This is a genomic window from Pseudomonas sp. LAMO17WK12:I5 (assembly GCF_900215165.1).
Taxonomy (GTDB): domain Bacteria; phylum Pseudomonadota; class Gammaproteobacteria; order Pseudomonadales; family Pseudomonadaceae; genus Aquipseudomonas; species Aquipseudomonas putida_A.
Window position 1 is genome coordinate 1 of sequence record NZ_OBDS01000001.1, and the last position, 26240, is coordinate 26240.

Genomic DNA, 26240 nt, shown 5'->3' on the forward strand with positions numbered 1-26240 from the left:
ATGCCGTGAACACGTCGTTGTAGTTCGAGCCGATGATGGTTTCGAAATCGGAGAACGTATCGCCCTGAGCGTCGCCGCCCAGACCGGTACCCGAACGTGCAGCGGTCATGGTGATGTTGACGCCTTGCTCCGACTGCGAGTAGCTCAGCCGGTCGTTGCCGTTGTAGCCATCGAGATTGTCGGCAGCAGCGCTGGCAAAGAACGTATCGTCATAATTTGAACCACGGAAACTCTCGATCCCGACAAACGTATCGCCCGCTGCATACCCGGTATGCACACCCGTCTTCAGGTTCAGGGTTACCGCAACGCTGTTGGGTACGTCTTCATAGCTGGCAATATCGAAACCTGCGCCGCCAATCAGTTGATCGGCGCCATCGCCGCCGATCAACAGATCATTACCATCGCCACCATTCAAAACATCATTTCCCGCCAACCCGCGTATCTGATCATCGCCCGCAGAACCGATCAGATTATCGGCACCAGCGGTCCCGTTGATTATCGCCATTACATCGTCCTTGTGTTTTTGTGTTGGAAACTACGTTGAAAAACCTGGTAGGAGCTTCCTGATTTCCATATCGCCGTACAGTGTCCTGGCTCAATGAAGCAGGTTGTGCGAAGTTTTGACGCCAAGGTCCCTTACCGGGCAGGGCTGCAACTTCCACACCATAAATTCAGACAAACGGTACGATCGTGAATATGTTTAACCACAAGCATAAAAAAACCGACGCTCAAGGCGTCGGCTTTTTCATGAAGCGGGTAAACCCAATCAGGTCATCTGAATGATGGTCTGCATGATAGTGCTCTGGGTCGAAATGGTCTTGGCGTTCGCCTGATAGTTGCTCTGGCCCTTGATCAGATCCACCAGCTCGTTGGTCAGGTTAACGTTGGACTCTTCCAGCGAGTTGGACGCGATCGAACCCAGCGTACCGGTTTCCGGCGCATCGTAACCCGGGATACCCGAGGCAAAAGTCTCTTTCCAGCTGGTACCGCCGACCGCCTGCAAGCCTTGTTCGTTGGTGAAGCTGGCCAGCGCAACCTGGCCGATGGCCTTGCTCTGGTTGTTGCTGAAGTTGGCGAACAACGTGCCTGTGCCGTCGATGGTCAGGTTGGTGATCTGACCAGTGGCGTAACCATCCTGAGTCGGGATCGAACGGGCGGTGTCAGCGTTGAACTGAGTGGTCTTGGCCATGGATATGGTCACGCCATTGGTGTTGGCAGACGCGCCGTTTGGCGTGAAGGTGCCGTTGGTCACGGTACCCGGTACCCAGCCGGTCAGCTTCAGGTCGCTGCTGATGATCGGCTTGGTCGGATCTGCCGGGTTAGGCGTGCTGACCTGAGTGAGATTGCCCGAACTGTCGAACGTCAGTGTCGAAGCAGTCGGGGCGGTCTTGGTTGGATCGCTGCCGGTTGCATCTGGATTGCGCCCGTCCACCAGGGTGTAGACTTTCCAGGTGTTTTGGCCGGTTTTCACCATGTACTGATCCATGACGTGCGAGTTGCCCTGAGAGTCATAGATAGGCGTGCTGAAGGACTTGGTGTAGGTTTCAAGTTTTGCCGGGTCGAACTTGCCTGCCGCCGCTGTGTCGTCGATCACGGGTGCCGACGAGTTCAGGTTGATGCTCGAAGTCACCAACGAAGTCGACTTCGGCGCCAGGTTCGAGGTGTCGATCTTCAGGTCGGTCAACACGCCGTTGATGATCTTGCCGTTGGCGTCCACACCGTAACCCTGCAGACGCGAGGTGTAGTCGGTGTTGGTGATGAAACCGGCATTGTCGACCTTGAACGTACCGGCACGGGTGTAGGTGATCGAGCCATTGTTGCTCATGGTGAAGAAGCCGGAACCGTTGATGCCCATGTCCAGCACGTTACCGGTGTTGTTGATGTCACCCTGGGTGAACTGCTGGGACACGTTGGCCAGGCGCACGCCGTTGCCGATGACCTTGCTGCCGCTACCCAGGCGAGTGGCCGAGTAGACGTCTTCGAATTCTGCACGGGACGATTTGAAACCGGCGGTCGCGACGTTGGCGATGTTGTTGCCGGTCACGTCCAGTTGTTTGTTGGCTGCATAGAGACCGCTAAGGCCGATATTGAAAGACATATTCCACTCCTTTGTGCCGGTTAGTCGGCTCTATATACCAATGGTTTGTACTTTGGACAGGGCGACGGTGCCCTTGCCGGACAGGTTGAGCATCAGCTCGCCACCGGTCTGGCTGATGGTCACGCTGTTGACCGTGGCTGGCAGGTAGGTCGCCATATCGGTCGCGGTGCCATTGATCGAGGCGTTGGCTTTGACCGTATAGGTACCGGTCTTCACCAGATTGCCGTCCTTGTCCTTGCCGTCCCAGGTGAAGCTTGCGCTGCCTGCGGCGCGACTGCCCAGATCGATGGTGCGAACCACCGTGCCGCTGCTGTCGGTAATGCTGACCGTGCCACCGGCAATCGACGACGGCACGGTGACCGAACCGGTCATGCCTTTGCTTGGGTCGTCCAATTGCACGGTGTTGGTCTGCACGATCACGTTACGACCAACCAGCGACGACGCCTGCAGGGCTTGCGAGGAGCTGTAGTTGCCGGCCAGCGAACTGACGGTGCTGTTGAGGGTGGTGATGCCCTCAAGACTGCTGAACTGCGCCAACTGTGCTACGAAGGCGCTGTTGTCCTGCGGATCAAGCGGGTTCTGGTTTTTCAGCTGGGTGACCAGCAGTTGCAGGAACGCATCCTTGCCCAGGGCTTTGCCGCCAGTGGCGCTGTTGGTGGCCGAAGCAATGCCACCGGTGGTCGAACTGCTCGTTTTCTTCGAGGAGTTCGCCAGGATGTCATTCATGCTCAGGCTGCTGGTGGTATCGGAAACACTCATGGCAGTCGCCCCTTATTACTGACCGAGGGTCAGCACCTTCTGCATCATGGTTTTGGCGGTGTTCATCATTTCGGCGTTGGTCTGGAACGAACGGCTCGCGGAAATCATGTCAGCCATTTCTTCCACCACGTTGACGTTCGGGTAGTAGACGTAGCCTTTGGCGTCAGCGGCCGGATGGTTCGGCTCGTAACGCGCTTCGAGGTTGCTCTGGTCTTCGACCACGCCAAGTACCTGCACGCCCTGCCCTGCGGCGTCCTGGCTCTGGAACAGCGAGTTGCTGCCGCTGTTCTGGCCACCCTGGAACATGGTGGCGAACACCGGGTGACGGGCGCGGTAGGTCTGGTCGATGCTCGACGAAACGGTTTCGGCGTTGGCGATGTTCGAAGCCACGGTGTTCAGACGCGTGGTTTGTGCGCTCATGCCGCTGCCGGCAATGTTGAAAACGCTGGACAGGGACATGGATTACTCTCCGCGCAGGGCTGACACCAGCCCTTTGAATTTGCTGTTGAGCAGGGTGAAGCTGGCCTGGAAGCCGACCGCGTTTTCCGCGTAGTTCGACTGTTCAAGCTGAGCGTCCACGGTGTTCTGGTCGATCGAAGGCTGCATCGGCGTGCGATACATCAGCGACTCGTCGCCATTGCCCAGGCCTTCAGCTTCGATGTGACGGCTGTTGGTCATGTTCAGGGCAATGGTGCCGTTGGCGTTCTTCTGGGTCTGTGCTTCAAGCACTTTGGAGAAGTCCAGATCCCGAGCCTTGTAGTTCGGGGTATCGGCGTTGGCGATGTTGTTGGCCAGCACTTCAGCGCGCTGGGCGCGGAAGCCCAATGCCTTTTCGTGAATGCCGAGCGCTTTATCGAAGCTGATGCTCATGTCGGGAACCTTCGGGTGACCGGTTTTTCGTACCTGAGCTTTAGCAAGCGCCGTGCCAAACAGAACAACCCCCATAAACCGGGGCTTTGCGAGGAGCCGGCAAAGCGGCAATGCCAGAAAAGCGGCAACCGGTTTCCGCTGGCTGCCGCTTTTCTGCCGCTTGTAACTGGCAACGACTATCCAATGTGGGAGCGGGCTTGCTCGCGAAGGCGTCGTGTCAGTCGACATTTGCTTTGACTGGCATACCGCATTCGCGAGCAAGCCCGCTCCCACATTGGATTGTTGTAGGCTCAGGGAAATCATCAGGCATAAAAAAACGGGAGCCCCCTAAGGACTCCCGTTTTTTTTATGCCTGCCGCTTTTGAATCACTTCGCCTGGTAAATGATCCCCGGGCTGCACTGGACCATCTGGTAATGATCCGGCAAACCGTTCAGCGCTTCGGAAGCGCCAAGGAACAGATACCCGCCCGGCTTCAGCGTGCTGTGAATGCGCAACAGGATGTCTTTCTTCACCTCGGCGGAGAAGTAGATCAGCACGTTGCGGCAGAACACGATGTCGAACTTGCCCAGACTCGCGTAGCTGTCGAGCAGGTTGAACGAACGGAATTCCACCCGGTTCTTGATCGGCGCCTTGATCACCCAGCGCCCCGGCCCTTTCGGGTCGAAGTAGCGCTGCAGACGATCGGCGGACAAACCGCGACCGATTGCCAGGCTGTCGTACTCGCCGGTCTTGCAGTTGGTCAGCATGCTGCCGGACAAGTCCGTGGCAACAATCTGCACGCCCATCTTCAACTGACCGAGGTTGCTGCGCTCGAACTCATCGATCGACATCGACAGCGAATACGGTTCCTGACCCGACGAGCACGCCGCCGACCAGATCCGCAGACGCTGGTTGGGACTGGCCTTGATCGCCTCGGGCAGCACCTTGTTCTTCAAGACTTCAAACGGATAGGTGTCCCGAAACCACAGGGTTTCGTTGGTCGTCATGGCATCGACCACCTGCTCGCGCAAACCGCTGCGCGGCTGGGTCTGGATGCGCTGTACCAGCTCACCCAGGGACTTGATGCCTTGCTGCTCCATCAGTTTGTTGAGACGGCTCGAGACCAGGTACTGCTTGTTTTCACCGAGCAAAATGCCACAGGCTTTTTCCAGGAAGACCCGGAATTGTTCGAAATCCAAATTACCCGTAGACAATGATGCCGCCTCTTAAATCGTGTTGACCGCCAGGGACAAAAGGTCCCTAGCTGATATCTGCTGCTTTGATCCGGTCGACTACCCGGGATGCCAGGTCATCAGGACGGAATTTGGCCAGGAAGTCATCGGCACCGACTTTCTTGACCATCGCCTGATTGAATACCCCCGACAACGAAGTATGCAGGATGATATGAAGCTTTTGCATGCGCGGGTCGCTGCGGATCTCCGCCGTCAGGGTGTACCCGTCCATCTCCGGCATCTCGATGTCGGAAATCATCATCAGGAACTCTTCTTCCGGCTTCTTGCCCTCATCGACCAGCTTGCGCAGGTAATCCAGTGCCTGCTTGCCGTCGTTCAGCGCCACCACTTCGACCCCGACCGTCTGCAGGCAACGCGTGACCTGCTTGCGCGCCACCGACGAGTCATCGACCGTCAGCACCCGCAGCGACAACGCCTTGCTCTGGGTTTCGACATCGACCACACCGACCGAAATCGCCTCGGGCGTCGGCGCCACTTCCGCCAGCACCTTCTCGACATCGATGATTTCGACTAACTGATTGTCGACCCGAGTCACAGCGGTCAGGTAGTGATCGCGACCCGTGCCCTTGGGCGGCGGATGGATCTCTTCCCAGTTCATGTTGACGATGCGCTCCACCGAGCGAACCAGGAAACCCTGGGTCTTGGTGTTGTACTCCGTGATGATCACGAACGGACTGTTCTTGTCTTTCAACGCCCCGGAACCGGTCGCCATTGCCAGATCAAGGATCGGAATGGTCGCCCCCCGGATATTCGCCACCCCGCACACGACAGGACTGGACTTGGGCATCAACGTCAGCGACGGGCATTGCAGCACTTCCCGCACCTTGAACACGTTGATGCCGTAGAGCTGTTGACCGTCGAGACGGAACAACAACAGCTCCAGGCGATTCTGCCCTACCAGTTGCGTGCGCTGGTTCACCGAATCCATTACACCAGCCATGCCCAGACTCCTACACCAACGCCAAGTGTTGTTGCGACGCACATTCATTGCTAAACGGCACGGCGCTTGCTTTTTAACTCGTATGAACGCTCAAACGACATTTTTCCGACGCCTGACCTCCCGCACCCGCAAAGCGCTGTGCGCGGTGTCTGCCGTCTGCTTCTTCTTCGCTGGCAGCCCTGCCGGTGCTGATACGGTTACCTTGCCTGACATGCTTATCGGCGTCACCCAGGGCTTTCTTGAGTTCACCGTAGAAGACTATCTGGCTACCAGTCAAACGGAAGGCCGCTACGAAATCGAGGTCAACCAGCTCGACCCGCGTATGCGCATGCCTATGTGCGACAAGGAATTGACAGCGTCGCTGGAGAGTCCGGCCCGTCCGCTGGGCCGGGTTACGGTCAAGGTCCGGTGCGAGGGAAGCTCGCCGTGGACGGTGTTCGTGCCCGCTCAAGTCCGCCTGTTTCGCGAGATTGTCACCACCACTCGCCCGCTGAAACGCGCCGGAATTATCGAGCCGCAGGACGTGACCTTGCGTGAACGCGACATCAGCCAGATCAATCAGGGTTTCCTGACGTCGGTGGATGAAGCCATCGGGCAGAAATTGACCCGACCAACGGTCGCCGATCAGGTGATTACCCTGGTGCATCTGGAACAGGCTGAAGTGGTGCGCAAGGGTGATCAGGTGGTCATCATCGCCCGCAGCGGTACGCTCGCTGTGCGCATGCCCGGCGAAGCCCTGGCCAATGGCGGTTTGAAAGAACAGATTCGGGTGAAAAACCTCAATTCCAACCGGGTGATCAAGGCGCAGGTCATCGCGCCGGGCCAGGTGGAAGTGGCCATGTAAAACGCTCAGGCAGAAAACTGGCGCCGGCCTCGATGCTTCCCTAAACTGTGCCGCAGAAGAACACGCTTCGGCACATGCAGCTCATTGCAAAGTGAGCCTAAAGTTTTCCAGGGAATGGCCGAGAACATGGCAAGCGTCCAAATTCCCAGAGGTTTTTAACATGGTCATCGATTTCAGCCGTTTGAACAGCTCCTCGTCACTTACGGGCAGTACACGTACCAGCAACGCCAAGGAAACCGCCGAATCCGGCACCTCCGCGCCGCTGAATACCCAGGCCGAAACGGCCAGTACCGCAAAAAGCGGGGAATCGGTACACCTCAGCAATGAGGCTCAACAGTTGCAGAAGGTCACTGACAAGCTGCGCGATCAGCCTGCCGTCGACAAAGCCCGGGTGGCCGAGTTGAAAGCAGCGATTGCCGATGGCAGCTATAAAGTCGACAGCAACCGTGTAGCCAGCAAACTGCTCAACTTCGAAGCCCAGCGCTAGGCTTTTGCCGGCGCCAGGCTTTTGGACGCTTAAAACCCAAGGCCAGCCATGCACGACACTAATTTATTGCAACTGATCACCGACGACTTTGCTCCAGCTCAACAATTGCTGGAGTTGCTGCAAACCGAGTCCCTCGCTTTGCACGGTCGCGACATGCCTTTGCTCGAAGATATTCTGGCGCGCAAACAGGCATTGATCATTTTGCTTGAACAGCATGGCCGCAAGCGCAGCGAAATCCTCGCCAGCCTCAACCTGCCGCTCGACCGTCAGGGCCTGGAGCAACTGGCCAGCCACTCGAGCATTGGCGACCAGTTGCTGGCCCAGAGCGACGTGTTGACCGACCTGATTGCCCAGTGCCAGGCGGCCAACGTCAAGAACGGCCAGTCGATCCAGATTCAGCAGGCCGCCACGGCCAATCAGCTGAAAATCCTCACCGGGGGCGAGCCGCCAGCGTTGTATGACGCCTCGGGCACTTTCGCCAAACCCACCAAGCCGCGTACGCTCAGCCAGGCGTGAGCCATTCGATGTGCCTGCACTATCAACCCGCGAAACATGCTGGCAAAATGCTGGCTAGTCGTAGTCAAATTTTGTCTGGAGATTGAGAAAACGTGCCAAACGCCCTAAGCGCGGATGATAGTCCGCAGCCACCAAAGGTGCTGACCACGCCCCTGGAAATCTCCAGCAACCTGCGCCAGCTGCAAGAAAGCCACGATCCGCTGATCATCACGTTCCACGAGCGCAGCCAGCGTTTCCAGAGCTACTTGATCAAGGTCGACCGGGAAACCGCGACGATTGCCCTGGACGAAATGATCCCGCGCGATGGCGAGCGCTTTCTGCAGGCGGGCGAACCGTTCAAGGTCGAAGGCTTCCACGAGGGCGTGCGCATCGCCTGGGAATGCACCGGTAAGCTGAACATTGAAGAGTCCGAGGGCGATCGCTTCTACACCGGCGAACTGCCGACCGAAGTCGTTTACCACCAGCGCCGCAACGCCTTTCGTGCAGCCCTGAAGCTGACTGACCTGGTCAGCGTCGAACTCGGCGGCGAAAAGCTCAAGGCGCCGATCAACGGCAAACTGCTGGATATTTCCGCCACCGGTTGCAAGCTGCGCTTTGAAGGCGACATCACCGACCGCCTGCAACTGGGCCAGGTCTACGACCGCATGATCGCCACCCCGCTGTTCGGCAATCAACCGATCTCGGTCGAACTGCGTTATCTGCACTTCGAAGAAAAGCTCAACATCACCTTCGCCGGCCTGCGTTTCCACAACATCAGCGGCCAGGCGGCGCGCAACGTCGAACGCTTCGTCTATCAGTTGCAGCGTGAAGCACGCCGGTTCGATAAAGACGATCTGTAATTCCTACAGGCAAATAGAAAGGGCAGTCCTTGGCGGGACTGCCCTTTTTTATGCGCGATTGAATCTCGCGGCGACTGGAGATCCATTGTGGGAGCGGGCTTGCTCGCGAATACGGCCCGACATTAAAAATTGATGCTGGCTGACACGCCGCCTTCGCGAGCAAGCCCGCTCCCACATTTCAGGGTCTGGCACCACTGATGTCCGGTGCTGGTTTATCGCCCTCATCAGCCGGATCAGTTTCCACCGCCGCTTCAGGCTGCACTTCGGGTTCTGGCTCCGGTTCTGGCGTAACCGTGGTCTGCATCTGCTCCTGCACCACCTGCTCATCCACTCGTGGATCGAGTGCTGCCACCAACGGCGAGCTGGACATGCTGTCCGGCATCGCCACGTGATGCAGCGGCGCGTCGTCGACCTGATGCAGATTGGTCACCGCTTTCGGGCGGATGCGCCACACCAGCACCAGCGCGAAGAAACTGAAAAACGCGTACAGGCTCTGACTGCCGAACAGCTTCATCAGCACACCTGCCAGCAGCGGGCCGATGCTCGCGCCGACACCGTAGGTCACCAGCAGCATCGCCGTCAGCGACACCCGGCGATCGCCCTCGACGTGGTCGTTGGAAAACGCCACCGCCAGCGGGTACAGGCAGAACTGCACCAGCGAACACATGAACCCGACGACAAACAGAACTTCCAGCGGCACCTGCGGCAGGATCGCCAACGGCAATGCCGCTACCGCCAGGAACCCGGCAAAACAGCGGATCAGCAGCGCCCGGTCATAACGGTCGGACAACCAGCCCAACGGCCACTGCACCAGCAGCCCGGCAAAAATGCAGCTACCCATGAACAGACCGACCTGCTCGGTCGACAGCCCCTGCTGCGAGGCATACAGCGGTGCCAGACCGTAGAACGAGCCGATGATCAGACCGGCCCCCAGCACCGTGCTCAACGACTGCGGCACGCGCTTGATAAAGAAGCGCGGCTCCATCGGTGCCGGATGCAGTGGCGCCGGGTGAATTCGCCGGGTCAGCGCCACCGGCACCAGACACAGGGCAAAACACAGCGCGACCAGCATCAGCAGCTCCAGGCCGAGGCCCGGATGCATGACCAGAATCAACTGACCGAGCACCAGCCCCAGATACGAAGCGATCATGTAGCCGCTGAACACCAGCCCGCGCTGGTTGGCGTCGGCCTGCTCGTTGAGCCAGCTCTCGATCACCATGTATTGGCACATCATGCCCAGACCGACGATGGTCCGCAGCACCAGCCACGCCGGCAGCCAGTCGACCAGGCCATGCCCGAGCACCGCCGCGCCGACGATCCCGGCACACGCCGAATAAGCGCGAATGTGGCCGACCCGGGCAATCAAGCGGTGACCGATCTTGCCGCCCAGTACCAGGCCGAAATAGTTGGCCGCCATCAGCGCACCGACCCACAGCCCATCGACATGGTCAGCGGCCAGGCGCAATGCCAGGTAAGTAGATAGAAGGCCCGAGCCGATCAACATCATCAGCGAGGCGAAATACAGCGCTCGAAAGGATTTCCAGATTTGGCGCATCGGCGTTCCGAGCGGCTCCTTGCAGTGAGTATCGGACTATCAAGACGATAGCCCGACGGCGACAGTTAGTCAGGCCTGGGCTGCTAGAACACGCCGTTCCCAGGGAGTGATTTCATCAAAGAAGCTGGTCAACTCCATGGTCTTCGAAGCGATGTAGCCTTCGATGAACTCCTGTCCGAACAGTTCCCTGGCCAATTGGCTACGTTTCAGACGCTCGAGCGCGGCATGCAAGGTACACGGCAGCGAAAGATTGTCCGGCACTTCGAATTCGCCCTGAATCGCCGCAGTCGGTTCCAGCTCATGCTCGATGCCATGCAAGCCGGCGGCCAGACTCGCGGCAATCGCCAGATACGGGTTGGCATCGGCGCCAGGCAAACGGTTTTCCACGCGTCGAGCCACCGGCGAACTGGCCGGAATCCGAAGCCCTGCGGCGCGGTTGTCGTGCGACCAGCAGGCATTGTTCGGCGACGCATAGGGGTGACACAGACGCTGATAGGAGTTCACGTTCGGCGCAAACAGCGCGGTGAAATCGGACATGCCCGCCTGCTGCCCACCGATGAAATGGCGGAACAGCGCCGTCGGCTGGCCGCTCTCGTCGCTGAACACATTCTTGCCGGTGGCGATCTCGACCAGGCTCTGGTGAATGTGCATCGAACTGCCCGGCGTGTGCGCCAGCGGCTTGGCCATGCACACTACGCTCAGACCATGCTTGAGCGCGACTTCCTTGAGCAGGTGTTTGAACAGGAAGGTCTGATCGGCGAGCAACAGCGGATCACCGTGCAGCAAGTTGATCTCGAACTGGCTGACGCCCATTTCATGCATGAAGGTATCGCGCGGCAGACCGAGGGCAGCCATGCATTTATAGACTTCGCTGAAGAATGGCCGCAGGCCATTGTTGGAGCTGACACTGAACGCCGACTGCCCATCCTCGCGACGCCCGTCGAGGCCGACTGGCGGACGGAACGGCTGAGTCGGATCGGTGTTCGGCGCGAAGACGAAGAATTCCAGCTCGGTCGCCACTACCGGGGCCAGACCGCGTGCGGCGTAACGGGCGATGACTTTCTTGAGTTGGCCACGGGTCGACAGGTTGGAGCTTTCGCCGCTCAGTTCGTCGGCATCGCAGATGGCCAGGGCACGTGGCTCGTCGCTCCATGGCAGGGGATGGATCATGCTCGGCTCGGCCACCAGCGCGAGGTCGCCGTCATCGCTGCCGTAAAACCGCGCCGGCGGATAACCGCCCATGATGCATTGCAGCAGCACACCCCGCGCCATCTGCAAACGCCGCCCTTCGAGAAAACCCTCGGCGGTCATCACCTTGCCGCGCGGCACGCCGTTCAAATCCGGCGTGACACATTCAATCTCATCAATGCCGGTCAGTCGCTGCGCGAGTGAACGCTGGCCATCGGTTGTCATGACGCAATCCTTGTTATTGTGCGAGCCGCAAGCGGCGACCCGTACAAAATAGGCTCCGGCTGTTCGGAATATCAAGCAGCGTCAAACAAAAACCCGAGTCACGGCAGATAAAGGCTGAACACCCCGCCACCCAACGGCCCGCCATTGCGAATTTCGGTGTGCCCGACCACGCCATTGCGCTGATGCAAAGCAGCAATCCGGTTGGCGAAATACAGGCCCAGGCCGGTGCTGCCGCTGCCGTGATTGATGCCCTGCACGTAATCGGCTTGACGCTCGAGCATCTCGGCCGGGTAACCGTCGCCGTCATCGTTGATGCTCAACACCAGTTGCCCGGCCTCGTCGCTGACGGTAATCAGCAGCGACTCGCGGGCATAACGAATCGCGTTGTTGATGCAGTTGCCCAATACCGACGCCACCAATTCGCGATCGAAGAAACCCAGCGGGCTCAGCGGATCAACTTCGTAGGTAGCAATGATCCCGCGACTGGCGAACACCTCTTGATGCGCGGCCAGTTGCGCCTCAATGAAATCATCCAGCTCGTGATATGCCGGTTGCAGCGGCAACTGGTTGACGCCGAGCTTGTACAGTCCAAGCAGTTGCACCAGCATGCCGTTGAGGTGGGCGAACTCGAAGTCGATCACACCCTGCTCCGCCCCACCGCGTTGCGCTTCGGGCAAGCGCGCCAGCCACTGGCTGTGGGCTTGCATCAGCATCGCCAGCGAGTTCTTCATGTCGTGAACGGTGGAGGCGATCACCGTGGAGAAATCCAGCGCCTGCTCGTCTTGGTTCATTCGCCAAACGCCTTGCTTTTCAGCTTCTGATAACGCGCATAACGCGCGTCGGTGTCGGGCATCAGGCCGACCATTTTCAGGCAGGCCCGACATTCTTCCAGCTCCGCCGACGGCACACTGGTGTCGGTGCCGTGCAGCAGCGACTGGGCCATGTTCAGCGCGATACTGATGTTCTTCGGTTGCATCTTCAGCGCCTTGCGGAACACCTCGCGGGCCTCCACCAGATTGCCGGTCTTGTACACGCGCACGCCCTGACGGTTGAGGTCGGCGGCGGCGTTGCTCGAACTGAGGATAGTCGGGTCGTCGGTGAGCTTGGCGATGTCTTTCATCACCGCCGGATCGTCACCGTAGATCTCCGCACAGCTCTTGAGCATCGAAGTGCCCGCCTCGGCCTGACCGAGCATCTGCAATTGCTTGGCGACCAGCAGCGCCGCTTCAGGGCTCATGAACTGTTCCATACCGTCGAGGCGCATCAGTGCTTGCTCGGTAAGCTTGTCGGCGGTCTCGGCATCGTTGAGCAGCAGACTGGTGGCCTTCATCAGCCGCGCACGAATCTGCAGGCCGGGGTCAGACGGGTTCTCTTTGGCGACGGCGCTGAGCGTGGTGTTGATCTCCAGCCGCGTGCGCGTGTCGAGCCCGCGCTCACTGCCCTTGCTGATCAGGGCATGGGCCAGACCGAGGTTGCTTTCCGGGTCCTTGAAACGCGACTGCGCGCCCTGCGCCACCGCCTGACGATAGGCCCGGGACGCGGTGTCGAAATCCTCGTTGGCCATCGCCAGTTTGCCGAGCAACGCCTGCCGGCGCACCGCCAGCGGCGACAAACGAATCGCCTCTTCCAGCACCCGCTGCGCGCCTTTGGTATCGCCCTCGGCGACCAGCACATCGGCCATGCCGTCGTACAGCGCCGGCATCATCGGGAACACTTTCAGCGCCTTTTCGTAAACATCTTTGGCCTGCGCCACTTGCCCACGCTTGAACAGCAACTTGCCCAGCCCGGCAAACGCCCACGGCAACGGCCGATCAGCAATGATGCTGTCGTAGAGGCGTTCAAGGGCTTCGTTCTGGTTCATGTCGCGCAGCGCATCGGCGCGATAACGCAGGCACAGCGGCGAATAACGGATGTCCTGCTTGCACAGCGCAATACAGGCATTGAGCACCTCGACCGGCTTACCGCGATCAAGGGCTTGCAGAATCGGTTTGAGCAACGTCTTGCGCTGCTCCAGACGCTCCAGGCGCTGCGCCAGACCGGAGCGATTGAACGGCTTGGTCAGGTAAGCATCCGGCTCATGCTCCAGGGCACTGAGCACCATCGCCTGACTGGTCTCGGCCGTGACCATGACAAACACCGCTTCATGGCTGATGAGCTTTTCCGACATCAAGTCTTCCAGCACCTGCTGGCCGTTCTTCTTGCCGTCGCCGAGGTGGAAATCCTGCAGGATGAAATCGTAGGACTTCTGCGCACACATCTTCAGCGCCTGCTCGCCGGTATCGGCGGTATCCACATCCTTGACCCCCAGTTCACGCAGCATCGAGCGTACGGAACTGCGGAAATCCGAGAAATCATCGACGATCAGAAAACTCTTTTGGTGATACGACAGCATCGAGGATTTCCAGGCAATTGAAGTGAGGGCAATTTCAGGCGCGCAGATGATAGCTGCCGGCCAAATGCTATCAAGCGATTTCACGCGACTTTTAAGTCACCGAGTGGGTTATCGGCCACAAGTGACGTTCTCTGAAGCGGACACTTCAAGATTCCTCGCGCAGCGATTAACCTGCGCACCGACTCACCTTTTCCCCCTACAAGGTTTATCTCGTGTACATCAAAGGACGTTGCATCATGTCCGCCTGTGCGCTGCTGTTTTTCCAGCAGGCGATGGCGGGCGGAATGGATTGTGCGAAAGCGGCGAGTGCCGTGGAGAAGGCTGTCTGTGCGGATAAAGGGTTGTATGCGCTGGATGCGCAGATGGGTGCGGCTTATCGGGAGCTGATGAAGATCTCCGGTGATGAGCAATCTGAACTTAAGCGCACACAACGGTTGTGGCTCAAGACACGTAATCAGTGCGAAGCGGATATTGCTTGCCTTGAACAAAGTTATCGTGGCCGGTTGAAGTTATTACAGGCGCAGCAGATGGATGCCGTTGCGCACAGACCGACCGACATCGACAAACAGGTTCTGGAAGATCTGCAACGCAGCATTCAGGCGGCCAGCGAGGGCGGCAATCGCGAGGTGGCGGTTGAACGAGTGCTGGCTTCACTGGCTTTCAACTCTGAAGAGGCATCGTTTTCAGGCGACTCCGACAAAGAAAACCCCAGCGAGCAAACGCACTTTCCAGCTTCGATTCCCAAAGACGTTACACCGGATGAATGGAAGGCATTGACCGCCACCGAAATCGATGCGGCAGCAGAAACCGGTCAAACCTCCTACTCGTTGCTGGACATGGACGGCGACGGGCAACGAGACCTGATCGTCCAGACTTACGCCGGTGGCACCGGCATGTTTACCTACGTGGAAACCTGGCGCCGAGACGGTGACCATTTTGTCAAAAGGTCTCCTGAGCCTGAAAGCGCGCTGTTCTATACCAATGATCGCGGAGCCAACCAATCGGCGTACTGGATCAAGGCTCGGGGCAATATTTACCTCGCCTACCGCAACGGTGCCTACGGCGTTGATCACATCTACTTGCTCAATCCGTTGAAGATCAACCGTGAAGTGCCTACCGTGACGGTGCGATATGGCTACTACTTAAACGTGCCCACCACCCAACACAAGGATGACGGCGCCAGCACCTTTGAGTTGGAACCTGATCTGCGGCTTACGCTCAATCAGGCAATCACCAAGGCGAACGAAGCACGCCCCCGTAAACCGGACACTCAGCGCACGTCTCTTTGCCCGATTCCTGCAACAGGCGCAGGCGAGAGCGATTACTACAGCTACGGCCCGGTGCATTACTCGGTGGAAGATGTTTTCGACCTGCCGGTGATTATCGGTAACGAATGCTACATCGGAAAACTGGTTGACTGGTTTGGCAGCTACGACGAGAAACACGGCTTGTTTGCACAACTGGCACTGCGCAAACCGGACGTTGATGCAGATGGGCGCAGTTACGAGGTCAACGGGCGCCGGCATGTGATCGAAGTCAGCACCTCAATTGGCAAGGCCGACGGCGGAGCACTGAACTGAGCCACTTATTACGAGCATGAAAAAGCCCCGACAGATCATTCTGTGCGGGGCTTTTTTGCGAGCCTTGGCGAGGCTCTGAATAATGGTGTCCCAGGGCAGGTTCGAACTGCCAACCTTCCCCTTAGGAGGGGGATGCTCTATCCAATTGAGCTACTGAGACACTGAGTTGTCGCGGCCGGACTCGGCGCGACGGACGGCGTGCATGTTAACGGCCAGCCCCTGATTTGTCATGTCGTCCGTGGGCTTTTTAAGTGTAGGCAGGCGCCTTGCAATACTGCGGGAACATTTACCGTGCAATTTGCACTACCGCAAAAAGCCATCATTGCAGATTGCAACCCGACACTTGCTAAAAACCCTTCCAAATGCTTGTTTTTAAAGGACTTCACAGCGGTTAGACTGTTGGCACGCCGGGTGCTTTGTCTGTTCGTATAACAGAACAAACGGAGTCCGCCCCATGAACAGCACTCTCCTGCTCGCAAATGCAATCGCCCTCGCGGTTTTGGTGGGTTTTCATTTTGTTCCAGAGCGTGCTGAGCCGGTGGCTCAGCGTATGCCGCATTATTTGCAGGTGCAGAAAGCGCCGCAGTTGGCGGTGCTGAGCGATCAGGGCGACTTCGCGGCGCAGGCAGTCAATGAGCCTGAGCAAGCACTGCCGACGCGTGACACCGAACGTCTGGTTTTTTGAAATATCTTCAGGAGTACAGCATGTCCAAATCAGCCGCAGGATTTCTGATCCTCGCCTTATTGAGTGGCGTTGTGCATTTTTCGCTGTTCGAGGAAACCTCAGTCACCCTGCCCCTGATTGGCTGCGGCGTGTTTGCGGTGTTGTTTGTGCTGGCCCTGGTGGCCGGGCGCAGGATCAAGTTTGATCCGGTGCTGCGTTAAGACGGATCAAGCCCAGCAGTTGCTTGACGGCGTCCGCCAGGTCGCCCGAGTTGTCGATCAGATGCACGGGCAAATCAGTTGCCCTTCTGTCCTTGAACAGCGAATTGCGCGCCAGCCTCGCATCGATCTGCTCAGGCGTCTCCCGCCCTCGTCTGAGCAGGCGTTCACGCAAGACCTCATCCTTGACCGTCAGCAGTACCGGCAGCAGCGTCGGATAGCGCTCAAGCGCCTGACGCAGGTTAGCGCGTGAGCCGTTCACCAGTACAGATCGTCCAGCGCGCAACCATTCGTCGATTTCTGCCGGGATACCATAAGCCAGCCCATTGGCCTGCCAGGACAGCGAAAAATCCCCGGCTTGCTGGCGTCGCTCGAACTCTTCGGGCGTCACGCTGATGGCATCCTCACCCACCGATTCCGCTGATCGGGTAATCACTCTGCGGATGATTTCGCAGTTCAACTCGCGCAAAGGCTCTCGCGCAGCCTCGATCAGGCTGTCCTTGCCTGAGCCGGAAGGTCCCATCAGATAAATAAGCCTGCCATCCATCCTGAAAACGCCCTCCAACGGGTGTTTGCCCTAGTAAATCGGCAAATTGCCACTATCCTGTACAGGTAAGGAACAAGGATTGAAAGCCGCATAGCATGCACGTTCTGACGTCTTCGGACATCAACAGATGTGCACCCGGAAGCGGTCATTGATGCGGACCAAGGCAAAGTTTTCAAACCAGTCCGCATTTCTGATAATTGGTGCTGGCATTACGCCTTTACCCAGCTCAATATTTGTCACAGAATTGACGCCAATGATCTGGCAATTTTGAGGCATGATGCGGGCCTCTTAACAATTCAGGTTGAACCATTTGGCGCGGATGCTTGTCCTACCACACATCCTGCGGCCAATCCCGAGAACCGCTCCCCTGAACTAACCGGTTAAATATATGCGCCCATTGAAACAGGCAATTTATTCCAGCCGTACGGCTGACAAGTTCGTCGTACGTCTGCCAGACGGGATGCGTGAACGCATTGCCGAGGTGGCTCGCAATCATCATCGCAGCATGAACTCCGAAATCATTGCGCGCCTTGAGCAGAGTCTTATTCAGGAAGGTGCACTGGGCGAAGAGTTGAGCATGCGCCTGGACAGCCCGGAGCTTTCGCTGCATGAGCGTGAGCTGCTGCAACGCTTCCGTCAGCTGTCGCACCGTCAACAGAACGCACTGGTGTCGCTGATCGCTCACGACGCCGAGATGGCCGCAGACGCGTCCTGAGTCGTGCCGAACATCTCAAGCCAGCTTAAGTGCTGGCTTTTTTTTGTTTGAAATCTGACCCTCACTACAAATAAAGACACAGGCACAAAAAAGCCCGCCATTTCGGCGGGCTTTTGTATGGCAGCGAATCAGAGCAGGAAGATCGTCGCCAACCCCAGAAAGATGAAGAAGCCACCACTGTCGGTCATGGCCGTGATCATCACGCTGGCGCCCATCGCCGGGTCGCGGCCCATCTTGGCCAGCGTCATCGGGATCAACACCCCCATCAGCGCCGCGAGCAGCAGGTTGAGGGTCATCGCCGCCGTCATCACCACACCCAGCGACCAACTGCCGTAAAGCAGGTAGGCGACCACACCGATCACCCCACCCCAGACCAGACCATTGATCAACGCCACCGCCAGCTCCTTGCGCATCAGACGCGAGGTGTTGCCGGTGCTGACCTGGTCGAGCGCCATGGCACGCACGATCATGGTGATCGTCTGGTTACCGGAGTTACCGCCGATACCCGCCACGATCGGCATCAGCGCCGCCAGCGCCACCAGCTTCTCGATCGAGCCTTCGAACAGACCGATCACCCGCGACGCGACAAATGCCGTAATCAGGTTGATCGCCAGCCACGCCCAACGGTTGCGCAGGGATTTCCAGACGGAGGCGAAGATGTCTTCCTCTTCGCGCAGACCCGCCATGTTGAGGACTTCGCTTTCACTCTCCTCACGAATCAGGTCGACCATTTCGTCGATGGTCAGACGGCCGATCAGCTTGCCGTTCTTGTCGACCACCGGGGCCGAAATCAAGTCGTAACGCTCGAACGCCTGAGCCGCGTCATAGGCGTCTTCGTCCGGGTGAAAACTCACCGGATCGCTGGCCATGACTTCAGAAACCTGCTTCTCCGGGTCGTTGACCAACAGACGCTTGATCGGCAGCACGCCCTTGAGCACGCCGTCGTAATCGACCACGAACAGTTTGTCGGTGTGGCCCGGCAGCTCTTTGAGCCGACGCAGGTAACGCAGAACCACTTCGAGGCTGACATCCTCACGGATCGTCACCATCTCGAAGTCCATCAGCGCACCGACCTGCTCCTCGTCATAGGACAGGGCCGAACGCACGCGCTCGCGTTGCTGCTGGTCGAGCGTCTCCATCAGCTCATGGACGACGTCTCGCGGCAGCTCGGAGGCCAAGTCAGCAAGTTCGTCGGCGTCCATGTCCTTGGCCGCAGCCAGGAGCTCGTGATCGTCCATGTCGGCGATCAGCGTTTCACGAACGGAATCGGATACTTCGAGAAGAATGTCGCCGTCTCGATCAGCCTTGACCAGTTGCCAGAGCGTCAGACGGTCGTCCAGCGGCAAGGCTTCAAGGATGTAGGCAACGTCGGCGGAGTGCAGATCATCGAGTTTGCGTTGCAGCTCGACGAGGTTCTGCCGGTGAACCAGGTTCTCGACCCGGTCGTGGTGCGCGCCTTCCTGGCGATGAGTCAGGTCTTCGACGACCTTCTGGCGCTGCAGCAGCTCAACGACCTGAGCCAGGCGATCCTGCAGGCTTTCCTGGGTTTTCTTTACTTCGATTTCGGACATAGGCGAACTCCACTCCCAGCAGCGGGGCACGCCGGAAGGATCAATCAGTCAATTCATGATTGGTGAAACGGGCTACTGAGTAACTACTGGGTAAGTCCATGGAGGTTTTCCATAAGCCCCGGCGGGGCTGACGGGCGCAATGATACACCGCCTGACGGTTTTAAACGTTAAAAAATCGCGGTCGAAACAAGTGCTTGCGCGACAAAGTTGAGCGCTGTCCTGACCCGTGCAGATGCGACGACTCATCTTGAAAAGAAAACACACCGGCGTTGAAAAATGTAGCGACTACCCTTGAGCGTAGACCGTCATGGAGGACGTCGAATGCTATCCAGAACATGCCTTTTTGTAGTCGCCAGCCTGCTCTGCCTGCCACCCGCCGGAGCCGCCACCACCCTTCACCGCTGCGAGGCTGCCGACGGCGGCATCACCTTCACGACCCTGAGCTGTGCGAGCGACGAGCAGCTTTCAGAGCAACAGGTTCACCCCTACTCGCCCGGATCCGTCGTACCGATCATGCCGGAACACAACCATGAGGAAATATCCGGTATGACAATCAGGGGACGTGAACCGGGCATCGTTGGCCGCCTGGAGGACAAATGCGGCAACCTGATCGATGCCAGGCAGCGCCGCGCAGCAATCATCAATCAACGAGTGATTGCCGGCATGAGCCAACAGGATGTCGAGAGCGCGCTCGGCAAACCGGACAAGGTGAATATTCGAACGTCGACGACTAGCTATCGCTATGACCTGAAAAGAGGCCGAAGTGCTCAAGTCGATTTTGACGAGAAGGGATGCGTGAAAGGAAAAGCCAAATCGCAGGCAACAAAAAGCCCGCGTTAAACGCGGGCTTCTTGAATATGGTGCACTCGACAGGATTCGAACCTGTGACCGCTCGGTTCGTAGCCGAGTACTCTATCCAGCTGAGCTACGAGTGCATTTTGTGTTTTTAGACCAGATCACAACTGGTTGAAGCCGAGTTGCCTGTATTGCTACAAACGACTCTTAAATGGTGCACTCGACAGGATTCGAACCTGTGACCGCTCGGTTCGTAGCCGAGTACTCTATCCAGCTGAGCTACGAGTGCATTTGTGTTTTTAAACCAGACCACAACTGGCTGAAGCCGAGTTCTTTATATCGCTATAAACAACTCTTAAATGGTGCACTCGACAGGATTCGAACCTGTGACCGCTCGGTTCGTAGCCGAGTACTCTATCCAGCTGAGCTACGAGTGCATTTGTTGCGCCGCATTATAGCCCGTCTAATCTCTATTCCAACCACTTTTTCTAATAAATTCAACAACTTACAGAAAAAGCCAGATTACAACGTACTAAGCAAATAATGGCGGAGAACGGGGGATTCGAACCCCCGACACCCTTTTGAGGTGTACTCCCTTAGCAGGGGAGCGCCTTCGGCCACTCGGCCAGCTCTCCGCAACACGGGGCGTATATTAACCACCTTCTTCCCCGTTTGCAAACATAAAAATCGATAAAAATTAATGGCTTGGTTCTTCGTCCTTCTCTTTCTTTATACGCAGGTAAATTTCCTCACGGTGCACGGCAACCTCTTTCGGGGCGTTGACGCCGATGCGCACTTGATTTCCTTTGACGCCGAGCACGGTCACGGTGATTTCGCCATCACCGATAATCAGGCTTTCTGCGCACCGACGAGTCAGAATCAGCATACCTTTCTCCTCACGCATTTCATTTCAGGGACAACAGTCTGCAAAAAAAAGGCACCCGACCTACAACCGGAGCGATCGTAGCCCTACATGCCTGAGTATTGACCAGCGCGAGCAAAAGAACAGTTCAGGGCTCGCGCCATTCAAAAAATAAAGGGCGCGGTCAGACCGCGCCCTTCAGGTGACCGGATTTACTCGCCCTGACGGGCCGGCGCGTCCAGTTCGAAAGCCGTGTGCAGGGCGCGCACGGCCAGCTCCAGATACTTCTCTTCGATCACCACGGAAACCTTGATTTCCGACGTCGAGATCATCTGGATGTTGATGCTTTCCTTGGCCAGGGATTCGAACATGCGGCTGGCCACGCCTGCGTGGGAACGCATGCCGACGCCGACGATCGAGACCTTGGCAATCTTGGTGTCGCCCACCACTTCCCGGGCACCGATCTCGCGAGCGGTGTTTTCCAGCACGGTCTGTGCGGCCTGGTAGTCGTTGCGGTGCACGGTGAAGGTGAAGTCGGTGGTGTTATCGTGCGCAACGTTCTGCACGATCATGTCGACTTCGATGTTCGCGGCACTGATCGGGCCGAGAATCTTGAACGCTACGCCCGGGGTGTCTGGCACGCCACGGATGGTCAGCTTGGCTTCATCGCGGTTGAAAGCGATGCCGGAAATGATCGGCTGTTCCATGGTTTCCTCTTCATCAATAGTAATGAGGGTGCCCGGACCCTCCTTGAAGCTGTGCAGTACGCGCAGCGGAACGTTGTACTTGCCGGCGAATTCCACCGCACGGATCTGCAGCACCTTGGAACCGAGGCTGGCCATTTCCAGCATCTCTTCGAAGGTGATCTTGTCCAGACGCTGAGCGACCGGCACCACGCGCGGGTCAGTGGTGTAGACACCATCGACGTCGGTGTAGATCTGGCACTCGTCAGCCTTCAAGGCAGCCGCCAGTGCCACGCCTGTGGTGTCGGAACCGCCACGGCCGAGGGTGGTAATGTTGCCGTGCTCGTCGACGCCCTGGAAACCGGCGACAACCACCACGCGACCTGCTTTCAGATCACCGCGAATCTTCTGGTCATCAATCTGCAAGATACGCGCTTTATTGTGCGCACTGTCCGTCAGGATCCGCACCTGATTACCGGTGTACGACACCGCCGGCACACCGCGCTTGATCAGCGCCATGGCCAACAGGGCAATCGTCACCTGCTCACCGGTGGAGACGATCACGTCCAGCTCACGCGGAACCGGTTGCACGTCGCCACTGATTTGCTTGGCCAGATCGATCAGACGGTTGGTTTCGCCGCTCATTGCAGACAGCACAACCACCAGGTCATCGCCGGCATCGCGGAATTTCTTAACCTTGTCGGCGACCTGCTCGATTCTCTCGACAGTGCCGACCGAGGTGCCTCCAAATTTCTGTACGATCAAAGCCATTTCAAAGCCGCCTCTGCCCATGAAGGGCGCCCAATAATCACTCGAACAGCCGCCGGACCCGCCACTAGACTGCGGACCCGGCGGGCCGTCTTATAAACCCTGCTCGACGAATGGAACGGTCAGCGCCAGTGCGCCATCCAGTGCGCCGGCGTCAACACCGCCGCCCTGCGCCATGTCCGGACGACCACCGCCCTTCCCGCCCACTGCCGCAGCAGCCTGTTTCATCAAATCACCGGCTTTGAGTTGGCCAGTCAGGTCTTTGGTTACGCCTGCAACCAGTACGACCTTTTCCTCATGGACACTGCCGAGCAGGATCACTGCGCGGCCGAGTTTGTTTTTCAGCTGATCGACCAGCGCCAGCAGCGCCTTGCCATCCTGACCATCCAGACGTGCGGCCAGAACCTTCACGCCCTTGACGTCGACTGCCGAGTTCGACAGATCGTCGCCCGCGGCGCTGGCAGCCTTGGCCTGCAACTGCTCGAGTTGCTTTTCCAGCGCGCGGTTGCGCTCCAGCACGGCCGACAGCTTGTCGATCAGATTGTCGCGGCTGCCCTTGACCAGGTTGGCCGCTTCCTTGAGTTGTTCTTCTGCAGCGTTCAAGTAGGCCAGTGCCGCAGCACCGGTGACTGCCTCGATACGACGCACACCCGATGCCACACCGCCTTCGCTGATGATCTTCAGCAGGCCGATGTCGCCGGTACGGTTGGCGTGGATACCGCCACACAGCTCGACAGAGAAATCGCCGCCCATGCTCAGCACGCGCACGTTGTCGCCGTACTTCTCGCCGAACAGCGCCATCGCGCCTTTCTGCTTGGCGGTTTCGATGTCGGTTTCTTCGGTTTCAACTGCAGAGTTCTTGCGGATCTCGGCGTTGACGATGTCTTCCAGCACTTTGATCTGCTCCGGCTTGATCGCTTCAAAGTGGCTGAAGTCGAAGCGCAGACGCTGGCTATCCACCAACGAACCCTTCTGCTGAACGTGCTCGCCCAACACCTGACGCAATGCAGCGTGCAGCAAGTGAGTCGCGGAGTGGTTCAACGAAGTCGCGTGACGCACCTCGGCATCGACATGGGTTTCCACTGGCGCGCCGATGGTCAGGCTGCCGGAATCCAGCACGCCGTGGTGCAGGAATGCACCGCCGGTCTTGGTGGTGTCACGGACGTCGAAACGCGCGTTACCCGCCTGGAGGAAACCGCAGTCGCCGATCTGGCCGCCGGATTCAGCGTAGAACGGCGTCTGGTTCAGCACGATCACCGCCTCTTCGCCTTCACTCAAGACGTCGACCGACTGGCCATCTTTATAGATAGCGACGATTTTTGCCGAACCGCTGGTGTCTTTGTAACCGGTGAACTCGGTGGCCACATCAACCTTGACCAGGGTGTTGTAGTCCAGACCGAACGAGCTGGCGGAACGCGCACGAACACGCTGGGCTTCCATTTCACGCTCGAAGCCGACTTCGTCGACGGTCAGGCCGCGCTCGCGAGCGATGTCGGCCGTCAGGTCCATCGGGAAACCGTAGGTGTCGTAGAGTTTGAACACCACGTCGCCCGGCACCACGGTGCCTTTGAGTTCCAGCAGATCCTGTTCGAGAATCTTCAAGCCGTGCTCCAGGGTCTTGGAGAACTGCTCTTCTTCGGCCTTGAGTACGCGCTCGATGTTGCTCTGCTGCTTCTTCAGTTCCGGGAAGGCTTCACCCATCTCGGCGACCAGCGCAGCGACGATCTTGTAGAAGAAGCTGCCAGTAGCGCCGAGCTTGTTGCCGTGACGGCAGGCGCGACGAATGATCCGACGCAGCACGTAGCCGCGACCTTCGTTGGACGGCAGCACGCCGTCGGCGATCAGGAAACCGCAGGAACGGATGTGGTCGGACACCACTTTCAGCGACGACTGGTCACCATTCTCGCAGCCGATGGCTTCAGCCGAGGCTTTGAGCAGGTTCTTGAACAGGTCGATGTCGTAGTTGGAATTGACGTGCTGCATCACCGCACTGATCCGCTCCAGGCCCATGCCGGTGTCGACCGACGGCGCTGGCAACGGATGCAACACGCCATCGGCGGTGCGGTTGAACTGCATGAACACGTTGTTCCAGATCTCGATGTAACGGTCGCCGTCTTCTTCCGGCGAACCCGGTGGGCCGCCCCAGATGTGCTCGCCGTGATCGTAGAAAATCTCGGTGCACGGGCCGCACGGGCCGGTATCGCCCATGGTCCAGAAGTTGTCGGACGCGTACGGCGCGCCTTTGTTGTCGCCGATGCGGATCATGCGCTCGACCGGCACACCGATCTCTTTGGTCCAGATGTCATACGCTTCGTCGTCGGAGGCGTAGACGGTGACCCAGAGCTTTTCCTTCGGCAGTTTCAGAACGCCGGTCAGGAAGGTCCAGGCGAAGGTAATCGCGTCGTGCTTGAAATAGTCACCGAAGCTGAAGTTACCGAGCATTTCGAAGAAGGTGTGGTGACGAGCGGTATAACCGACGTTTTCCAGATCGCTGTTCTTGCCACCGGCACGCACGCACTTCTGGCTGCTGGTTGCGCGGGTGTACGCGCGCTTTTCCTGGCCCAGGAAGCAGTCCTTGAACTGGTTCATCCCCGCGTTGGTGAACAGCAGGGTTGGGTCGTTGCCCGGAATCAAAGAGCTGGAGGCTACACGGGTGTGGCCTTGTTCTTCGAAGAAGCGAAGGAAGGCTTCACGGATTTCTGCGCTTTTCATTAGGTTCTTCCACGGAGGCTGCGGCCAAAGGCCTGTACGAAACGTCAACAGACGAAACGACGGCAAAGGGCCGCATTATATCGGCCCTTCGCGCGGGGTACAGCGTGTTTATACGATAGTAACGGTCAATTGGACGGCTAACGCTGTCACTTGCGCGAAAACTCGACGAATGTCGCGATCACTTGTTCGATTTGCGAGCGATTGACGTCCATGTGCGTGACCATGCGCAAGCGCGCGGCGGCGCTCAACTTGATCCCGCGTTCGGCGGCAAACGCCTTGAGCGCTTCAGCCTGATCGCCCATTTGCACGTAAACCATGTTGGTCTGCACCGGCTCGACGCTGAACCCGGCCTCGCGCAGGCCTTCAGCCAGAAATTGCGCATTGGCATGGTCATCCGCCAGACGCTCGACATTGTGATCCAGCGCATACAGCCCCGCCGCCGCCAGCAATCCGGCCTGACGCATGCCACCGCCGACCATTTTGCGCAGGCGGCGGGCCTTGCCGATCAGCTGCTCAGTGGCACACAGCACTGAACCGACCGGCGCGCCGAGGCCTTTGGACAGGCACACCGACACCGAATCGAAATGTTGCGTGATCTCGCGGGCATCCACCCCAAGCTTGACTGCCGCGTTGTACAGCCGCGCGCCGTCCAGATGCAGGGCCAGGCCGTGCTCCCGCGTGAATTGGCGCGCGCGGGCCAGATACTCCAGCGGTAACACTTTGCCCTGCATGGTGTTTTCCAGCGCCAGCAGCCGGGTACGGGCGAAGTGAAAGTCATCGGGCTTGATCGCCGCTGCTACCTGATCCAGATCCAGCGAACCGTCGGCCTGCACTTCCAGCGGCTGCGGCTGGATCGAACCGAGCACCGCCGCGCCGCCGCCCTCGTACTTATAGGTGTGCGCCTGCTGGCCGACGATGTATTCGTCGCCACGTTCGCAATGCGCCATCAGCCCGAGCAGGTTGCTCATGGTGCCGGTCGGCACGAACAGCGCAGCCGCGAAACCCAGCCTTTTCGCCAATTCGGCCTCCAGACGATTGACCGTCGGATCTTCGCCGTACACGTCGTCACCGGTAGCCGCCGCAGTCATCGCGTCGAGCATGGCTGGAGTCGGTTGAGTGACGGTGTCGCTGCGAAGATCGATAACGCTCATGAACCTGGCCTCTGGTCAGCAGGGGAAA

The 26240-nt window shown here is 58.4% G+C and carries 26 protein-coding genes and 5 tRNA genes; 9 read left to right on the top strand and 22 right to left on the bottom strand.

What is annotated here, in order from left to right; translation table 11 throughout:
* From CRO59_RS29095 to CRO59_RS00035, 7 genes are all read right to left on the bottom strand, one after another.
* A partial coding sequence (locus tag CRO59_RS29095) for a calcium-binding protein (protein ID WP_143503294.1) occupies positions 1–505 on the bottom strand: 505 nt, incomplete at its 3' end.
* Positions 506–766: 261 nt separating this feature from the next.
* Complete coding sequence (gene flgE, locus CRO59_RS00010; protein ID WP_097085783.1) at positions 767–2098, bottom strand: flagellar hook protein FlgE; 1332 nt, start codon at positions 2096–2098, stop codon at positions 767–769.
* Positions 2099–2128: 30 nt separating this feature from the next.
* Entirely contained in the window at positions 2129–2857 is a 729-nt protein-coding gene (flgD, locus tag CRO59_RS00015; protein ID WP_097085799.1) for a flagellar hook assembly protein FlgD, read from the bottom strand.
* Positions 2858–2872: 15 nt separating this feature from the next.
* Positions 2873–3316 (bottom strand): flagellar basal body rod protein FlgC, encoded by a 444-nt coding sequence (gene flgC, locus CRO59_RS00020; RefSeq protein WP_003227217.1) that lies wholly within the window; start codon positions 3314–3316, stop codon positions 2873–2875.
* A gap of 3 nt (positions 3317–3319) precedes the next feature.
* The gene (gene flgB / locus CRO59_RS00025) at positions 3320–3727 is read right to left on the bottom strand and encodes a flagellar basal body rod protein FlgB (protein WP_007917581.1); all 408 of its coding nucleotides are present in this window, start codon (positions 3725–3727) and stop codon (positions 3320–3322) included.
* A 366-nt stretch (positions 3728–4093) separates the two neighbouring features.
* Positions 4094–4921, bottom strand: a complete 828-nt coding sequence (gene cheR, locus CRO59_RS00030; protein ID WP_007963053.1) for a protein-glutamate O-methyltransferase CheR — start codon at positions 4919–4921, stop codon at positions 4094–4096.
* A 46-nt stretch (positions 4922–4967) separates the two neighbouring features.
* Positions 4968–5900, bottom strand: coding sequence for a chemotaxis protein CheV (locus CRO59_RS00035; RefSeq protein ID WP_041074300.1), 933 nt, complete (start codon positions 5898–5900; stop codon positions 4968–4970).
* 82 nt (positions 5901–5982) lie between these two features.
* Between CRO59_RS00035 and flgA the strand changes: the two genes are divergently transcribed.
* From flgA to CRO59_RS00055, 4 genes are all read left to right on the top strand, one after another.
* Complete coding sequence (gene flgA / locus CRO59_RS00040; RefSeq protein ID WP_027612276.1) at positions 5983–6744, top strand: flagellar basal body P-ring formation chaperone FlgA; 762 nt, start codon at positions 5983–5985, stop codon at positions 6742–6744.
* 160 nt (positions 6745–6904) lie between these two features.
* Positions 6905–7231, top strand: coding sequence for a flagellar biosynthesis anti-sigma factor FlgM (gene flgM, locus CRO59_RS00045; protein ID WP_007917589.1), 327 nt, complete (start codon positions 6905–6907; stop codon positions 7229–7231).
* 48 nt (positions 7232–7279) lie between these two features.
* Positions 7280–7747: a flagella synthesis protein FlgN gene (locus CRO59_RS00050; RefSeq protein WP_007963060.1), complete on the top strand. Its 468-nt coding sequence runs from the start codon at positions 7280–7282 to the stop codon at positions 7745–7747.
* Between the two features lie 92 nt (positions 7748–7839).
* Entirely contained in the window at positions 7840–8586 is a 747-nt protein-coding gene (locus tag CRO59_RS00055; protein WP_027612274.1) for a flagellar brake protein, read from the top strand.
* A 178-nt stretch (positions 8587–8764) separates the two neighbouring features.
* Here the strand turns inward: CRO59_RS00055 and CRO59_RS00060 are convergent, their stop codons facing one another.
* From CRO59_RS00060 to CRO59_RS00075, 4 genes are all read right to left on the bottom strand, one after another.
* Positions 8765–10141 carry an MFS transporter gene (locus tag CRO59_RS00060; protein WP_097085801.1) on the bottom strand — a complete coding sequence of 459 codons (1377 nt, stop codon included), beginning with the start codon at positions 10139–10141 and terminating at the stop codon, positions 8765–8767.
* Between the two features lie 69 nt (positions 10142–10210).
* Complete coding sequence (locus tag CRO59_RS00065) at positions 10211–11452, bottom strand: glutamine synthetase family protein (protein ID WP_177408924.1); 1242 nt, start codon at positions 11450–11452, stop codon at positions 10211–10213.
* Positions 11453–11652: 200 nt separating this feature from the next.
* Complete coding sequence (locus CRO59_RS00070) at positions 11653–12345, bottom strand: sensor histidine kinase KdpD (RefSeq protein ID WP_097085806.1); 693 nt, start codon at positions 12343–12345, stop codon at positions 11653–11655.
* Positions 12342–13946 carry a tetratricopeptide repeat-containing response regulator gene (locus tag CRO59_RS00075; protein WP_047295822.1) on the bottom strand — a complete coding sequence of 535 codons (1605 nt, stop codon included), beginning with the start codon at positions 13944–13946 and terminating at the stop codon, positions 12342–12344. Before CRO59_RS00075 ends, CRO59_RS00070 begins: the two co-directional genes overlap by 4 nt.
* A gap of 236 nt (positions 13947–14182) precedes the next feature.
* Here CRO59_RS00075 and CRO59_RS00080 point away from each other — a divergent pair, with 236 nt between their 5' ends.
* Complete coding sequence (locus tag CRO59_RS00080; protein ID WP_256578324.1) at positions 14183–15526, top strand: lysozyme inhibitor LprI family protein; 1344 nt, start codon at positions 14183–14185, stop codon at positions 15524–15526.
* 83 nt (positions 15527–15609) lie between these two features.
* Here the strand turns inward: CRO59_RS00080 and CRO59_RS00085 are convergent.
* Positions 15610–15686 (bottom strand) — tRNA-Arg (locus CRO59_RS00085).
* A 294-nt stretch (positions 15687–15980) separates the two neighbouring features.
* On the opposite strand from CRO59_RS00085, the gene CRO59_RS00095 reads away from it, so the two are divergent.
* Together CRO59_RS00095 and CRO59_RS00100 are read left to right on the top strand one after the other, a co-directional pair.
* Positions 15981–16211: a hypothetical protein gene (locus tag CRO59_RS00095; RefSeq protein WP_097085812.1), complete on the top strand. Its 231-nt coding sequence runs from the start codon at positions 15981–15983 to the stop codon at positions 16209–16211.
* 20 nt (positions 16212–16231) lie between these two features.
* Positions 16232–16411 (top strand): PA3371 family protein, encoded by a 180-nt coding sequence (locus tag CRO59_RS00100; protein ID WP_097085814.1) that lies wholly within the window; start codon positions 16232–16234, stop codon positions 16409–16411.
* Here CRO59_RS00100 and phnN read toward each other — a convergent pair.
* Positions 16386–16955, bottom strand: coding sequence for a phosphonate metabolism protein/1,5-bisphosphokinase (PRPP-forming) PhnN (gene phnN, locus CRO59_RS00105; RefSeq protein ID WP_097085817.1), 570 nt, complete (start codon positions 16953–16955; stop codon positions 16386–16388). The two genes, CRO59_RS00100 and phnN, sit on opposite strands and share 26 nt — an antisense overlap.
* Positions 16956–17343: 388 nt before the next feature.
* On the opposite strand from phnN, the gene CRO59_RS00110 reads away from it, so the two are divergent.
* Complete coding sequence (locus CRO59_RS00110; protein ID WP_003178899.1) at positions 17344–17670, top strand: Arc family DNA-binding protein; 327 nt, start codon at positions 17344–17346, stop codon at positions 17668–17670.
* A 128-nt stretch (positions 17671–17798) separates the two neighbouring features.
* Here CRO59_RS00110 and mgtE read toward each other — a convergent pair whose 3' ends face one another.
* Complete coding sequence (gene mgtE, locus CRO59_RS00115) at positions 17799–19241, bottom strand: magnesium transporter (protein WP_027612263.1); 1443 nt, start codon at positions 19239–19241, stop codon at positions 17799–17801.
* 321 nt (positions 19242–19562) lie between these two features.
* Between mgtE and CRO59_RS00120 the strand changes: the two genes are divergently transcribed.
* Positions 19563–20081, top strand: a complete 519-nt coding sequence (locus CRO59_RS00120) for a cell envelope protein SmpA (protein WP_097085819.1) — start codon at positions 19563–19565, stop codon at positions 20079–20081.
* 18 nt (positions 20082–20099) lie between these two features.
* Here the strand turns inward: CRO59_RS00120 and CRO59_RS00125 are convergent.
* From CRO59_RS00125 to ltaE, 8 genes are all read right to left on the bottom strand, one after another.
* Positions 20100–20176, bottom strand: a tRNA-Arg gene (locus CRO59_RS00125).
* 72 nt (positions 20177–20248) lie between these two features.
* A tRNA-Arg gene (locus CRO59_RS00130) sits at positions 20249–20325 on the bottom strand.
* 71 nt (positions 20326–20396) lie between these two features.
* Positions 20397–20473: transfer RNA gene (locus CRO59_RS00135), tRNA-Arg, on the bottom strand.
* A 107-nt stretch (positions 20474–20580) separates the two neighbouring features.
* Positions 20581–20671 (bottom strand) — tRNA-Ser (locus CRO59_RS00140).
* Positions 20672–20733: 62 nt separating this feature from the next.
* The gene (gene csrA / locus CRO59_RS00145; RefSeq protein ID WP_002554426.1) at positions 20734–20922 is read right to left on the bottom strand and encodes a carbon storage regulator CsrA; all 189 of its coding nucleotides are present in this window, start codon (positions 20920–20922) and stop codon (positions 20734–20736) included.
* A gap of 188 nt (positions 20923–21110) precedes the next feature.
* Positions 21111–22352 (bottom strand): aspartate kinase, encoded by a 1242-nt coding sequence (locus CRO59_RS00150; protein WP_025112914.1) that lies wholly within the window; start codon positions 22350–22352, stop codon positions 21111–21113.
* Between the two features lie 90 nt (positions 22353–22442).
* Complete coding sequence (gene alaS, locus CRO59_RS00155; protein WP_097085821.1) at positions 22443–25061, bottom strand: alanine--tRNA ligase; 2619 nt, start codon at positions 25059–25061, stop codon at positions 22443–22445.
* A gap of 146 nt (positions 25062–25207) precedes the next feature.
* Positions 25208–26212, bottom strand: coding sequence for a low-specificity L-threonine aldolase (gene ltaE, locus CRO59_RS00160; RefSeq protein WP_097085823.1), 1005 nt, complete (start codon positions 26210–26212; stop codon positions 25208–25210).
* Positions 26213–26240 lie beyond the last annotated feature (28 nt).